The organism is Streptomyces sp. NPDC007896, assembly GCF_042959425.1.
GTDB lineage: Bacteria > Actinomycetota > Actinomycetes > Streptomycetales > Streptomycetaceae > Streptomyces.
This window is the reverse complement of record NZ_JBIBKX010000019.1, coordinates 167,151-180,751: the sequence shown is the minus strand read 5'-3', so window position 1 is coordinate 180,751 and position 13,601 is coordinate 167,151. Positions and strand designations below refer to the sequence as shown.

The window sequence follows — 13,601 nt, the reverse complement described above, 5'->3', positions numbered from 1 at the left end:
GTCGGCTCAGCTCCCCACACGCTGGTCCGTCCCACCGATCGGCAAGCCCCAACGTCATGGTGAGCGCGACCAGTTGCTGTTGGGCACCGTCGTGCAGGTCACGCTCGATACGGCTGCGCTCGGCCTCGAAGGCGTCGGCCAGCCGGGCCCGGGACCGGGTCAGCTCGATCACCCGGCTGTCGAGGTCCTCGTCACGAGCGGACAACGTGGGCGGCCGTCGAGTTCGGCAGCGACGACGGCCAGGTGCTCACGGGTGTGGACGGACAGGTCGGTGCCTTTGGGAAAGTGCTGCCTCAGCAGGCCATTCGCGTTCTCGTTCGAGCCGCGCTGCCAGGGGCTGGCCGGATCACAGAAGTAGAGCATGGGCAGGCCGTCAGTGACTGACGGCCCGCTGTTTCGCGTGCTTCCTGCAGGGTCAGGCGAGGGTTTGGTTGGTGGCGCTGAAGAGCTGCTCATAGCGGCTGAGGGTCGTCTCGGAGAGCTTGGGCAGGAGAGTGTCCCGCTTGCGGAGCAGTGCGTCAGCGGGGCGTCCGTGTTCGTCGAACGAGGCTCCGGTCGCGCGGCCGATCCGGGCGATAATGCGGTCGTTGCCGTTGAGGTCGCTGACCTTCAGCCCTGTGCCGAACGCGGCGTTGTAGAGCTTGAGGTAGTCCCCCGGGGAGAACAGGCCCTCGATGTCGCTGCCTTGACGCCGTCGCTGAACGTGTCGGTGAGCAGGAGGCGTTTGGGGGCGAGGAGTCCCTTGCCGGTGAGGTTCTTGAGCTTGGCGACGGCGGCGGGCGTGCTGTCGATGAGGACCGTGGCCTGCAGGTTGCTGCCGATGAGAGCGACGAAGGCGGGGATGTTCGTGGCGCCGCCGGCGGGCAGGATGCGCCACCGGTCATCAAGGTGGGTGCGGTCCTTCTCCTTGACGAAGTCGCTGATCAGCGTGAGGTACGTGTAGTCGCTCGTTCCTTCGACCAGGAGGTTGTCAGCGCCGACGAAGAGGTTCTGCGCGATGTCGTAGCCGAGGGCGGCCTGGAGCGGGAAGAGCGAGTCGTCGATGACGGAGAGGACTTCGTCGGTGACGACGGCGCCGGTGTCCGGTCCGCGGTCTTCGACGATGCGTACGCGGTCGAGCCGGGCGGTCTCGACCATGAACGGCGAGTGGGTCGTGTAGATGACCTGGGCGACGGGCGCGAGCCGCTCGTTGATGAAGCGCAGGAAGTCGGCCTGGGCGCGTCCGTGGAGGCTCAGTCCGGGTTCGTCCAGGAGGACGACGACGCCGTGAGGGTATTTCTCGAACTCGGAGAACGCGGCGAGGAAGCTGAAGAACCACTGGAAGCCGCTGGAGCGGGCGGAAAAGTTGTTGGTGAACCCGTGCCGGCGGTCCTTGACGCGGATGTCCAGGTGGGTAGCGACGGCCTGCTGCCCGTTCGGGGTGTTGACCGTGGTCTTGTCCAGGTCGATCTCCACGGACAGGTCCTGGTTCTGCTTCCAGTACTCGAAGACCTGCTGGGTGAGGTCGTTGCTCACCGCTTCGAGCTCGGCCTTGCGCTCCTCGAAGTCCTCGGCCGACAACGCCCCGGTCGTAGTGCTGGCAAGCTCCAGAAGCGCCCGGGCGGTCTGCTTCGGGGAGGCACCGGGCTGTTCCTCCTGACCGTTGAGGTCCGCGAGGGCGATCCGACCGGGGAGATTCTGGTAGAGGCTGAAGTAGAAGAACTTCGGCTCGCGCGCGCGAAGGATGCGCACCGCGCGCTGCCAGGCACTTGCACTGTCAGCCAGCCGCTCGCGTGCGACCGCGACAAAGCCGGTGACGTCCTCCGAGGTGTAGCCGCAGCCCTCCGGGACCTCCGGGCCTTCGGCCTGCTCCACGGCCGCAGCCATGCTTCGAGTTCCGAGGACGCTGCGCAGGGCGGGCGGCATGTCCTTGTCCGCGTAGAGGTTCGACAGGGCCACTCCTTCGTCGACCAGCAGGTCGGCCGTGTGTCGGCCCTCATACGGTATGGACCGGGAGTACGAGCGGCCCGTCACCACACCGGGGCCGAGCACGTCGGCGATGGCTTTCAGGTCGTCGTCGTCCAGCTCGAAGGAGCAGGTGATCGGCTTCGCCTTGTCGATCTCCCCCGACCGGGTGTCCTGGACCTTCCGCCACCGCGGATAGTCCTGGCCTCGGTTGAAGGAGTGCTCGGGATAGACCGGGTTGAAGCGGTAGACCGCCGTCAACAGGGCCGTCTTCCCGCTCTCGTTCTTGCCGACCAGCGCCGTGACATCCGGCGCAATAGCGACGTCGCCGCTGTCAACGATGGTGCGAAAGAGGCAACTTCGCACCTGAGTGAGCTGCATCCGACCAGTCTGCTCCTACTTGACCCCACACTTCGAGCCATGTGCCGGTACCGGGCAAGGCCGGCACGTCACTGACACGGGGTCGACCAGCCACTGACACGAGAGTGAGACAGCTGCGGTTTCAGCTCAAGCGGTAGCCGAGGAGCGCGAGGCCGGCGGCCGCAGCGCGGTGCTGGTAGGCGCGCAGTCCTGGGGCGCCGGGGGGTGCGGGCTTGCGGGCGTTGCGGTGCCAGTGGCCGGTGAGTGCGGCGAGGAACGCCGTGGTGGTGTCGGGACTGCCGACGGTGGCGGGGTGGCCGCGGAGCAGACGGGCGATGGCTGCGGGCGTGTGACCGGCGAGGATGAGCTGCGGAGCGAGGGAGGCAGCGTCGATACAGGCCGGGCCGGTGGTGGCGTGTGCCCAGTCCACAAAGGTCACGCCAAAGTGGTGGTCACGGACCATGTTGTCGGCCCGCAGGTCGCCGTGGACGATGCGGTCGCCGTGGGCGAAGTCGGGCCAGGCGGCTTCCAGTTCGGCGAGCTGCGGCAGGTGAGCACGGGCGGCGGGGGCGAGGTCGGCCGGCGGATCGGAGAGCAGTTCGTCCCAGCCGTGCAGGGCCGCCATGGTGGAGGGCGTGTTGCTCACCGCCGCGGTGTAGGGGGCCGGGGCGGGTCTGGAGGTGAGCTTGTCCAGCAACGCCCAGGTCTGTTCGGCGTCGCCGGAGGCCGGGGAGAGGTCGGGGTGCGGGCCGTCCAGGTGGGCGATGACGACGGCGGTCCAGCCGGCGGCGCGGTGGATGCCCAACAGCTCCGGTGCCGGGGCGCCGGGTGGCAACGAGCCGAGGACGGCGGCCTCGTGGACGTTGGCGGCGGTCAGCGGATCGTCGTCGGGGGCCGCCTTGACGAAGGCCCGTTTGCCGTCGGCCAGACGAAGCGCGGCGGCGAGCTGGTGGCCGAAGCCGCCTGCGGGGGTGACCGTGTCGGTGACAGGCGCTCCGAGGACGTCTTCGATGCGGGCGCGCAGGGACGTGGGGACGTCGGTCCATTGCAGACGGCCGCTGGTGGGCGGTACAGGCATGGGGGCAGCTCTCAGAGGTCCAGGAAACGGGTGGCGGGGTGATGGGGTGCGCGCCGAGCCGGACCGCGAGTCGGGGCTGAGGAACGGGTCCTCAGTGCTCCAGCTCGACGCCGGGCGCTCGTCGCCGCATCACGCGCATTTGCCTGTGTCCTCTGAGTGCAGAAGTGCAAAGGGGCACCCGCAGAGGCGCCCCTCCACTGTAGTGGTGGTGCCCCCTCCACTGTAGTGGTGGTGCTCGGTCACGCGCTGCCGATTAGGGGCAGGTGGTGCAGCAGGGACGGCCCGATGCCGGCGGGCTCGGGCAGGAGGTGATCGGCCCCGACGGCACGAAGTGCGGCAGGTGGGTGCCAGCCCCAGACCGCTCCGAGCGCGACGACTCCGGCGGCGCGGGCCGCGGTCATGTCGGTGGGGCTGTCCCCGACGTACACCGCGCGTTCCGGTGGGACGTCCAGCCTGCCGACGTCAGGCCCGCCGGCCGAACAGGCCGCGGAGCCCGCCGGGTTCCTGCCCGTCGACCTGTATACGGACCTGGTCCGGCTGGGTCTGTGTCGCCTTCGTCCGTGTACTCGCGGATGATCGTCGGATGACGGCTTGCCACCCACATGCGCACCGAACTCCCGCTGGATGCCCTGGAGATGGCGCTGTGGCGGCGCGGCATCAAGAAGGGCTCCGGCCTGATTCATCACAGCGACAGGGGCAGTCAACCCGGGGGGCGGGGCTTCGCTGCCCCGATACAAGCGACCGCGGAGACGGCCGGCCCGTCCACGGTCGGCCGGCTCCGCGTCCGGTCACTCCTCGGCGGCGTTGAGGGCGGCCAGTTCGCGGTCGACCGCCAGCTGGTGCGCCTCGGCGTCCTCACGCGCCTTCTTCGGGCTCCAGCGACCTGCCATCACGAAGACGAAGGGCAGGAAGAGCACCTGGCCGCCGACGCAGATCCACCACCAGTTGCGCCACTCGCCGGGCCCGTCCTTCGACGCCTTCTGGACCTCGGGGCCGTACTCCTGCAGCAGCTTCAGCTGCGGCGCCGCCTTCTGCACGACACCCAGGTTCTCCGCACCGACCTCCTTGACGGCGCGGGCGCCCAGCGCGGGCGGCACCGTGGTCGGGGTGTACTTGTTCAGCTCGGCGAAGAGCTGAGGGTGCGCGTTGACGATGGCCAGCGCCGGCGCAGCCTGCACCGAGGCGGCCTTGACCTCGGCGCCGTGCTCCACGAGCGGGGTCACGGAAGTCACCAGCACCGGGATGAAGGCCGCGGAGACGGCGACCACGATGCGCACCGTCCAGCCCCACACCGCCAGGCCCGCCGCGGTTGCCGCCGGGTTGTGCTTCTCCACGGTCTCGGTGAAGCTCGCCATCCAGGGCGCGTAGGCGATGCCGCTGAAGACGCCGATGCCGATGAACAGCCAGGCGAAGGTGTAGTAGTCGGTCGTCAGGTGGGTGGCGCGGGTGGCGAAGACCGCGGTCACCACGACGGAGCCGACCGCGCCGACGATCATGAAGGGCTTGCGCACCTTCAGCCGGTCCGAGAGCAGGCCGACCAGGACCAGGGCGATGGCGTTCGCCCCCCAGTACCAGTTGGCCAGCGCGTTGGTGCGCTGCTCGCTGTAGCCGAAGGTGGTCGCGAAGTAGACGACGAAGTTGCCGACCGCCGCGTAGTACAGCAGCAGGAACACGGCGATGGCGAAGGCCGAGCCCAGAACGTCCAGGCGCATCATCTGCCGCCACTCGCCGCGGCGCACCGCCTCGGTGTCCAGTCCCTTGGCGCGCGCCTCGACCAGTGCCCGGTCCCGCAGCGACACCATGGTCTGGTCGCGCAGCGCCGGGGACAGCTCGCGCAGCGCGAAGATCGCGACGACGAAGACGACGAACCCGGCGATCGCCGAATAACGCAGCTCGTCCTGCCAGGTGGCGCTGTCGAGGGTGTTGCTGGTGACGGTGGTGACCACCAGAGAGCCGATGACCGGGCCCATCGTCCAGTACCCCATCGCGGTGGCCCGGCCGAGCTGTGGGGAGAAGTCCCTGATCAGCGCGGGGGTGGCGACCAGCACGATGCCCTCGATGAAGCTGACGAGCGCGAAGAGCACCAGATAGGTGGTCTTGTTCGCCGCGTTCGGCAGCCCGAAGAAGACCAGCAGCGCGGCGATCAGCAGCCCGTAGACCACCAGATTCGCCCGGCCCCAGCGATCCGCAAGACCGGCCACGAGCGAGGCGAAGGCCCCGATCGCGTTGCCGATCACCGAGACCCAGACGAAGTAGCGGTACGTCATGTCGAAGTGCGTGATGATCGACGTCGCCACCGCGTACTGGATGTACAGCATGTAGTACAGGACGACGGTGGTGATGACCACAATCGCGAGATACGCCATACGGCGACCGGTGGGCGGGTAGTCCGCCAGGTCGCGGCGGTACAGCCAGGCCAGCGGGCCGTGGGCGTCCACGGCGGGCCCATCGGGCGTGGGTCTGTCGGCGTCGAACGCCGTCGGAGTGGCGGACATACGGCTCCTCCTGGGGATACGGAAACCGGGTGTTTGTGTCGGGGCGACGGGAGCGCGCTGCGCCCGGCTCCGAGAGCGTGGCCAGAGGCTAGTACCGACTAGTCGGTATGCCTAGGGGTCTGCGCAAGGTTATTCACCCCGTTCATCACCCGGCCGCCGACGGACCCCAGCGAAGCCGTCCAGAGCGACGAGCAGATCCGCAGCCGCACCATGACCCTGCTCATCGCCGGCCACGACACCACCGCCGGCGCTCTGACCTGGGCCCTGCACCAGCTCGAACTCCCGCTGGTCTTCGCCGACGACGGCTCAGCGTGCAGGCGTCACCCGAACCCGAGCGTCCATTCACCCACCCGTCCTCATGCTTCGTGACGGGCACCATCTGGCTGTGTCACTTTCGACGGGAATCATTTCGAGGTGACTTGGGGAGTCGTTTCGCGGCGGCGAGACCGGGTGACGCCGGCCGTGCTGGTGCAGTGGGACGGGAATCCCGGGCCATTCAGAGGCGAGTTGCACGCCGTACGGGGTGGAGGCCGACCACACGCTGACCGTGACCGAGACCGCGCTCGCCTTCCTCGAAGACGCCCGCCGCCGCGGCGAGCTGTGCCGGCCCCTGGACTGGCTTACCGAGGTCCACCACCCGAATGGCGGCGGCACTACCCGCTGTTCCCGCGGCTGCTGTTCGTCCTGGACGGCACCGGCCCCACCGGCGTCGAGACCCGGATCACCGCCCTGCACACGGCCGCCGGGAAGCTGGCACCATCCCGCTTCCTGCACGACGTCCCCGTCCTCGCGGCGCCGCTGGCCGACCTGCTCCAACACGGCCTCTCCACACCCGTAAGGCGCCCCGTGCACGACCCCGACCAACGAGTCGACTGGCAGAGCCCGTCCGGGCCGCGACAACGACGCCGCAATGCCATTGCGCGGCGCGACTCTCGTGCCAGAGCCCACGACCTGGGCGGCCGGGGTGCTTGGTGCTCTTGGACGCGGAGTGGATCTAGGGGGCGAACGTGCGCCAGGCGTTCATGTCACTCTCGCCCTGTCTGGCCTTGATCCCAGCGACTTGAGCTACAGGTGAGCCGCAATAGACCGTCTTGGGCAGGGGCAGCGTCATCACCGGCTTGAGGCTCCCCAACACTCAGTGGTGGTCGCCGCCCTTGTGATCCTTGGAGGAGTCGGAGCCGGGCTTGCCCGAACCGGACTGGGGCCCGGGTGTGAACCGCTTCCGCCGCCTTGCGAAGGCTTCTCTTCAGCCTTCTCGGTCGTGTCCCAGTCCTTGGTCCGCGTGTTGCCTGCGAGGTCGGTGTGGCTGGACGTGTGGTGTATGTGGGTGTCGCCTTTGGAGTCCTTGTAACTGTCCGTCGTGGTATGGGTCGTGCCGTTCTCGTTCTTCACGGTCGAGTCCGAGTGGATGTGGTGGTCCTCCGATCGCCACTTGGTGGTCTTCTCGTCGTAACTGCCCTTGCTGTCAGTGCGGTCTTCGTGAAACTTGCCGCCTTTGTCCTTGTAGAGGTGCTCGTTGGCGATCCGCGTCGTATCGCCATTTCCGTCCTTCCACGTGGTCCTCTTGGAGTAGTCGTTTTCCTTGGGATTATTCGACGACACTGATTCCTTCGTCTGCCCGTCCGGTGTACGGGACCGCTCGTGTTCGTTGCCGTGATCGTCCGTCCATCGCTCCGGTGTGTCACGGCCGCCTCCTTTGGCGCCGCGGCTGTCGTCCCGGGGTGATTCACCTCGGTCGGAAGCACCCGAACGCGGCGAGTCCGACCGCCTGTCATCCCTGTCCTGGGCTCGCTCCCGCGTTTCGACCATCGCTTTCTCCGTTGCCCTCGGTGGCGGCGGTTTCCGTCGCCGTGGTGTCGTCCTGCAGCAGCTCGGTCAGGAAGTCCGCCGCCAACGTGCCGAACGGTGGCGTCTCTGCCGCGGCCGAGACGCCACCCTCCGCCTCGGCCAGCAGGTCCGAGACCGCCCGCCGCACGGTCGCCGGATGCGACCACGTCTCGGCGGTGAGCATCTGCTGCCCGAAGCACAGGGCTGTGCGGTCGGCGACATCGCAGAGCCGTGCCGTCGTTTCCTCGTCCGTGCTCGCTTCAGGGAATTCCACCAACTGGTAGGCAGCGTCCTTGCAGACGTCCCACAGCGCGGGGCGGCCTCCGGTACTCGTGGCGCGGTCGGCGGCGCGTGCTTCGGCCCACACGCCCACGAAGTCGCCCGTCGCGACAAGTTCGGCGACCGGCACACGGCACAGACATGGCCCCGGCCGCTCTGCCCAGATGCGGCCGCAGTCCTGGAAGGGCCCATAGCCGCCACCCTGGAGGGCGAGCAGCGTCCTGCGTAGCTCCTCCACGGCATCGTCCGTCGGTTCCCCGTTGACGTGCGCGCCGACGGCCCGGCCGATGAGGTCGGAGACGGTTGCCGTCTCGCTGTAGCTCCAGCTCGCCCGCGCGCCTCGGGTGTCGGCGAGCCGCCGGGAGGCGTGCCGGGCGAACCTGCGCAGTGCGGCCGGCACGTCCATACCGGCCGGCAGCCGGGGTGAGACCATGGCGAGCACGTCCGGCCAGGTGCGTACCAGGCTGTTCGGGGTCTGCACCGCAGACAGCACTGTCCGCGCGAACGTTCTCAGCGCCCCCGGGTCGTCGACGATACTGCGGGCCGCCTGGCACGCCGCCGGATCGGTCAGGCATCCGGCGTCGCAGTCGCCCGACGCCGGCATCGGCCTCATTCCCTGACCGCGCATGTGCTCGCGTACTTCGGTGTCGGTCGGCCAGCTGCCGGAACCGCCTTTGATGTGCGGCACCTGCACCAGCAGTGGTGCGTCTTCGCCGTCTGTGAATACCGCAGCCCGGCCCGTGTTCAAGCCGGCCATCGCCACGTCCTGGCGGGAGGTCATGACGCTCTTGCCGACGCCCGCCTCGCCGCGCAGCAGCAGGGCTCGGCCGTCGGGCGACGCGGCCAGCCGGGAGAGCTCGGCGAGCTCCGCGTCCCGGCCCACGATCGGCCGCTCGTCCGCCATGCGCCCACTCCTCGCCCGAGTTCACCCGACACCGCCGCCGGTCACGGGAGCACGGGCAGCGGCGCGGTCTCCGTTCCAGGAGACCACGCCGCGCCCGATGCATCAGCCTGTCGCGTCCACGAGCGCCAGCTCGTGCAGCCGCTCCGGTGGGCCAGGGCGGGCGTAGTACCAGCCCTGGGCCGTGTCGCAGCCCAGTATCCGCAACTGCTCGGCCTGTGCGCCCGTTTCGACGCCTTCCACGGTGACCGCGAGGTCGAGACTGTGGGCGAGTGAAACGATCCCCTCGACGATCTTGAGGTCGACGGGGTCCGCCGGGAACTGCTGCATGCCCTGGGTGAAGGAGCGGTCCAGCTTGAGGATGCTCACGGGCAGTCGGCGGAGGTTGGCCAGGTTGGAGTAGCCGGTGCCGAAGTCGTCGAGGGCGATGTCGACGCCCATCTCGGCCAGGCGCCGCAGCGGCTTCAGCAGATCGTCGTCGGCGCCGATCAGCGCGGACTCGGTGACCTCCAGGCAGAGTGCCTCGGCGTCGAGACCTTCACGCTCCAGGATGTCGACCGTGTCCTGGACCAGGCCCGGGTGGGTCAGCTGGCAGGGTGACAGGTTGACGTTGATCCGCAGCGGGCCCGCGTCGGCGTGTCGTTCCTGCCACTGGCGGGCCTGGCGGACCGACTGCTCCAGGACCCAGCGGCCGAGCGGCACGATCAGCCCGGTGTGCTCGGCGAGCGGGATGAACTGGTCGGGGCCGAGGACCCCGTGCTGCGGGTGCAGCCAGCGCACCAGCGCCTCCGCGCCGTGCACGCTGCCGTCGCCGAGGTGCACGAGCGGCTGGTACTCGATGAAGAACTCGCCCCGGTCCAGGGCCGCGGGCAGTGCCGTGGTGAGCCCGTGCCGGGTGATGGCGCGGGCATCGGCCTCGGGGTCGGCGAGCTCGAAGCGGTTGCCGCCCGCGGACTTGGCGCGGTACATCGTGATGTCGGCGCTGCGCAGCACCTCCGCCGGGCCGCGCTCGCCCGCCGGGCCCTCGACGATGCCGATGCTGCCGCGGACCGTCAGTTCCCGGCCGTCGATGCGGACCGGGGTGACGAGGGCGTTCATGATGCGGTCGGCGAGCGCGTCCACCTCGCGCTCGGTGTCGGGCCCGGTGGTGAGGGCCACGAACTCGTCGCCGCCGAGCCGGGCGACCATCTCGCCGGGCGCGGTCGCGCAGGACTGCAGCCGGTCGGCGACCTCGACGAGCAGCCGGTCGCCGGCCGCGTGCCCGAGGCTGTCGTTGATGGTCTTGAAGCCGTCGAGGTCGAGGTAGCACAGGCCGAAGCGCTGGTCGTTGCCCGCGGACAGTGCCTTCTCCAGGCGTTCGAAGAAGAGGGTCCGGTTGGGCAGGCCGGTGAGCGCGTCGTGGGTGGCCTCGTAACGCAGCCGCAGATTGAGCAGCCGCCGCTCGGTGGTGTCCTCCATCAGCGCGAGCTGGTACTGCGGCCTGCCGTCCGCGTCGCGCAGCAGGGACACCGTCAGGTTGGTCCACAGGGCGGTGCCGTCGGGCCGGTAGAAGGCTTTTTCGACGTGGTAGTGCTCGCGCTCGCCGCGTACCAACTCCTCGTACAGCCGCCAGACTTGGGGCGCGTCCTCGGGATGTGTCCACTCGGGGACCTTGCGGCCGCGCACGCCCTGCTCGGAACCGCCGAACATACGCAGCAGGGCTCCATTGACCTGCAGTATGTTGCCTTCGAGGTCGGCGATGCCGATTCCTATCGCCGCGCCCTCGAAGACCGCGCGGAACCGGGCCTCGCTCGCGTGCAGCGCCTCGGCCACCGTGCTGCGCGCGTTCAACGCCGCCTGGGAGATGGCCTCCTGCTCGGCGAGCGTCCGCTCCCGCAGTGCCCCCGCGTAGCCCGCCGCCATGGCGTGCTGCAGGCGCGCCGAGCGGGTCCGCAGGGCCTCCTGGGGCCCGTCCTCGCCGCAGTAGAGCACCAGATAGGCGTCGACGCAGTCGAGGCTGCGGCTGAGCGCCTCGGGGTCGGTGCAGTGTGCGGCGACGAGCGCGGCGCCGACTGTCTGGCCCGCGGCGGCGTCGAAGGTCCTCGCCTTCAGCGCGTCGCTCAACCGCCGGGCGAGCGGCAGGAGTTGCTGCTCGAGCTCCGGCCGGGTCAGCGACGTGGAGGTGACCGGGAAGACCGCCCGGCTCCAGATCGTCGCGAACCTGTGCAGTCTGTCCTCCGGCCCGTCCGGTTCGCCCGTCACGCCGTGCGCCCCACACCGGCGAACCCCGAGAAGGAATAGGGATCCTCGTCCTCGGGTGCCGTGTCGGGCCGCCAGATCGGCATCGGCACCAGACCGGGTTCCACCATGTCGTACCCCTCGAAGAACCGCGCGATCTCCTCGCGCGAGCGCATGATCAGCGGGTTGCGGATGTCCTTGTACACGTCGACCGCGCCCTCGGCCCGCTCGGGCGAGAGCGGTATTCCCTCGTACGAGGCATGCGTGAGCACGACCAGGCTGCCCGGCGCCAGCGCGTCGCGCAGCTCGGCCACCGCACCGTACGGGTCGTCCGCGTCCTCCACGAAGTGCAGTATGGCAACGAGGAGGAGGGCCACCGGACGGTTCAGGTCGATCAACCGCTGCACCTGGGGGGTCGCCAGGATCTCCTGGGGCTTGAGCAGATCGGCCGCGACCACGTCCGCGTCCTCGTTGTCCCGCAGGACGGCCTGGCTGTGCGCGACGGCCACCGGGTCGTGGTCCACGTACACGACGTGCGCGCCGGGCCTGGCCGTCTGGGCGATCTCGTGGACGTTGCCGAAGGTCGGGATGCCGGAGCCGATGTCGAGGAACTGGTCGATGCCCTCGTCGGCCGCGAAACGCACGGCACGGCGCATGAACGCCCTGTTCGCCTGCATGATCTTGGGCAGTCCCGGCATGAACTCCATCGCCTTGCGCGCGGCTTCCCGGTCGACCTCGAAGTTGTGCGAACCGCCCAGGTAGTAGTCATAGATACGGGACACGCTCGGCACCGAGATGTCAATGCTGCGGGGGGCCCAGGCGGGACGCTCCATCTATCTCTCCAAGGCGTAGTCGACGACGTAGGCGATCCGGTGTTCGAGCTGAGGCTACTGATCGTCCGCCAAAGGAGCGAGCCAAAACGGAAATTGACCGTCCGTTCACCGTCACTGCCTCGGGCATGTGCCGAATTGGCGCCCGGTGCAGGTCAGTCGAACACGCCGTCCGCTGTCACCGCGAAATCGATGCGAAGCATTCCAAAAAGTTCGCGGGAGTTACGAAGCGTCGCGACGGTATCAGGGGGTCGGGTATCCCCGGTGTGGAAAACTTCCGGGCGTTCGTACGGCAAGTGAACCGCGCCGTGAACCGCGCGCCCCGCGTGGTCCGATCCACGCGCCCCGCCCGTTCCGGTATGCCAAACGGTCCGCCCCCTCCGTGCGGTGCGGAGGGGGCGGACCCGGGTCGTACGCGTTGTTCCGTTCGTCCGGCACACTTGCCAGTCCTGGTCCACTCCCTTCCGCGATCCGTTGTTCCGGGCGAGATCGATCAACCCTGGGGAGGTGATCCTCTACTTCGGCGCGCCGACCGGCTTTCCGTCGGGGGCGACGGCGTACCAAGTGCCGCCCACGCCCTGACCGTTGGTGTCCCCGGCGGCCTTGTCACCGGAGAAGGTGTAGATGGGCCAGCAGTTGACGGTCATCTGCTTGGCGCCGTCCGGACGGGTGAAGCCCATCAGGCCTTTCTTCTGCACGCCCTTGGTGTCACTGGCGGAGACCGGGGCCACGACGGGCCACTTCTCCAGGCAGGCACCGGTGCAGGCGGACTTCGGGACGGGCCAGGCCTGGTCCTTCAGGAAGCGGTAGACCGTCCTGCCGTTCTTGTCGACGATGATCTCGCCGAGCTTGGGGTCGTTGCGGGTCGACAGGCCCGGCAGGGAGGCCAGGGTCGCCTTCTTGCCATCGGGGGCGGAGGCGTACCAAGTACCGCCGACGCCCTGGCCATTGGTGTCACCGGCCTTGGTGTCCTTGGCGTACCGGTACATCGGCCAGCCGCCGATCGTCAGCTGCTTGGTGCCGTCCGAGCGGGTGACCTCGCCGAGCAGGGTCTTGTCCACACCGGTGGCGGCCACGGCGCCGTCGGCGGGAACGGGCGGCCAAGCGGTCGCGCAGTCGCCGTCGCAGTTCGACTTCGGCGGCTCGGCGGTGTCCTTCTCGAAGCGGTACAGGGTGAACCCGGCGCTGTCGGTCAGCACCTTGCCGAGCGTCGTGCTTTCCGCGACGGCCAGCTGACCTGCGGATTCCGCCTTGGGGGCGGCGCTCTGCTGGTCGGCGCCGTAGCCGTTGGGAGAGGTGGTGCTGCTGCTGGTTGCCTGACCGTAACCGTTGGCAGCCGCGGCGGCGCCCACGTTCTGGCTCCCCGTCGACTGGGTGCCCGATTCCTGACCGCACGCCGTCGTGAGCGCCAGCACGGCCGCAGCTGTCGCTACGAGTGAGGCGCTCCGCCAGGAGGTCTTCATTGGGTAACTCCCACTGTTCGCATTAAGGGTTGCAGCGCCCTGCTGCGCCGCGCATGGCCCTAGGTACGGGTGGGAGTGGCGGATGTGTTCAACGGCCGCACAAAAAACTTTCCGCACGCTGTGACACACCCCACGCCGACATGTTTCTCGCGCATCTGTGCCCACCCCGGTGGCCGTGTCCCGCGGAGACGTCAAACCGGTCCGAGC

Annotated in this window: 10 protein-coding genes and 2 pseudogenes; 1 reads left to right on the top strand and 11 read right to left on the bottom strand. The window is 69.0% G+C overall.

All coding sequences use genetic code 11. The features are described 5' to 3' along the window. Window positions 1-37 precede the first annotated feature (37 nt). From ACFZDJ_RS44020 to ACFZDJ_RS43995, 6 genes and pseudogenes are all read right to left on the bottom strand, one after another. Window positions 38-205: pseudogene (locus ACFZDJ_RS44020) on the bottom strand (histidine kinase); the annotation flags it as partial. After that, window positions 169-360: pseudogene (locus ACFZDJ_RS44015) on the bottom strand (transposase); the annotation flags it as partial. The pseudogenes ACFZDJ_RS44020 and ACFZDJ_RS44015, both read right to left, overlap by 37 nt. A gap of 249 nt (window positions 361-609) precedes the next feature. Next, entirely contained in the window at window positions 610-2,325 is a 1,716-nt protein-coding gene (locus ACFZDJ_RS44010) for an AAA family ATPase (RefSeq protein ID WP_391067755.1), read from the bottom strand. A 121-nt stretch (window positions 2,326-2,446) separates the two neighbouring features. Then, window positions 2,447-3,382, bottom strand: a complete 936-nt coding sequence (locus tag ACFZDJ_RS44005; protein WP_390936961.1) for a phosphotransferase — start codon at window positions 3,380-3,382, stop codon at window positions 2,447-2,449. Window positions 3,383-3,621: 239 nt separating this feature from the next. Continuing rightward, window positions 3,622-4,065 carry an HAD hydrolase-like protein gene (locus tag ACFZDJ_RS44000; RefSeq protein ID WP_390936959.1) on the bottom strand — a complete coding sequence of 148 codons (444 nt, stop codon included), beginning with the start codon at window positions 4,063-4,065 and terminating at the stop codon, window positions 3,622-3,624. Between the two features lie 105 nt (window positions 4,066-4,170). Further along, entirely contained in the window at window positions 4,171-5,877 is a 1,707-nt protein-coding gene (locus ACFZDJ_RS43995) for an MFS transporter (RefSeq protein ID WP_390936957.1), read from the bottom strand. A 144-nt stretch (window positions 5,878-6,021) separates the two neighbouring features. Between ACFZDJ_RS43995 and ACFZDJ_RS43990 the strand changes: the two genes are divergently transcribed. Beyond that, a complete protein-coding gene (locus tag ACFZDJ_RS43990) occupies window positions 6,022-6,246 on the top strand; it encodes a cytochrome P450 (protein ID WP_390937041.1) in 225 nt (74 codons plus the stop codon). A 741-nt stretch (window positions 6,247-6,987) separates the two neighbouring features. Here ACFZDJ_RS43990 and ACFZDJ_RS43985 read toward each other — a convergent pair. The 5 genes from ACFZDJ_RS43985 to ACFZDJ_RS43965 form a co-directional block, all read right to left on the bottom strand. Continuing rightward, window positions 6,988-7,479, bottom strand: a complete 492-nt coding sequence (locus ACFZDJ_RS43985; RefSeq protein ID WP_391067752.1) for a hypothetical protein — start codon at window positions 7,477-7,479, stop codon at window positions 6,988-6,990. Window positions 7,480-7,648: 169 nt separating this feature from the next. Next, window positions 7,649-8,887 carry an ATP-binding protein gene (locus ACFZDJ_RS43980; RefSeq protein ID WP_391067749.1) on the bottom strand — a complete coding sequence of 413 codons (1,239 nt, stop codon included), beginning with the start codon at window positions 8,885-8,887 and terminating at the stop codon, window positions 7,649-7,651. 102 nt (window positions 8,888-8,989) lie between these two features. Further along, complete coding sequence (locus ACFZDJ_RS43975; RefSeq protein WP_391067746.1) at window positions 8,990-11,125, bottom strand: EAL domain-containing protein; 2,136 nt, start codon at window positions 11,123-11,125, stop codon at window positions 8,990-8,992. Continuing rightward, on the bottom strand, window positions 11,122-11,934 hold the full coding sequence (locus ACFZDJ_RS43970; RefSeq protein WP_391067743.1) for an SAM-dependent methyltransferase: 813 nt from the start codon (window positions 11,932-11,934) through the stop codon (window positions 11,122-11,124). The genes ACFZDJ_RS43975 and ACFZDJ_RS43970 overlap by 4 nt, the downstream gene beginning before the upstream one ends. A gap of 512 nt (window positions 11,935-12,446) precedes the next feature. Next, window positions 12,447-13,394 carry an SCO0930 family lipoprotein gene (locus tag ACFZDJ_RS43965; protein ID WP_168513965.1) on the bottom strand — a complete coding sequence of 316 codons (948 nt, stop codon included), beginning with the start codon at window positions 13,392-13,394 and terminating at the stop codon, window positions 12,447-12,449. Window positions 13,395-13,601: the final 207 nt, after the last annotated feature.

What these genes read in the sequence shown, in the direction of transcription:
- ACFZDJ_RS44010 (WP_391067755.1), bottom strand. Translation starts at nt 2,325, where the DNA reads ATGCAGCTCACTCAGGTGCGAAGTTGCCTCTTTCGCACCATCGTTGAC.
- ACFZDJ_RS44005 (WP_390936961.1), bottom strand. Translation starts at nt 3,382, where the DNA reads ATGCCTGTACCGCCCACCAGCGGCCGTCTGCAATGGACCGACGTCCCC.
- ACFZDJ_RS44000 (WP_390936959.1), bottom strand. Translation starts at nt 4,065, where the DNA reads ATGAATCAGGCCGGAGCCCTTCTTGATGCCGCGCCGCCACAGCGCCAT.
- ACFZDJ_RS43995 (WP_390936957.1), bottom strand. Translation starts at nt 5,877, where the DNA reads ATGTCCGCCACTCCGACGGCGTTCGACGCCGACAGACCCACGCCCGAT.
- ACFZDJ_RS43980 (WP_391067749.1), bottom strand. Translation starts at nt 8,887, where the DNA reads ATGGCGGACGAGCGGCCGATCGTGGGCCGGGACGCGGAGCTCGCCGAG.
- ACFZDJ_RS43970 (WP_391067743.1), bottom strand. Translation starts at nt 11,934, where the DNA reads ATGGAGCGTCCCGCCTGGGCCCCCCGCAGCATTGACATCTCGGTGCCG.
- ACFZDJ_RS43965 (WP_168513965.1), bottom strand. Translation starts at nt 13,394, where the DNA reads ATGAAGACCTCCTGGCGGAGCGCCTCACTCGTAGCGACAGCTGCGGCC.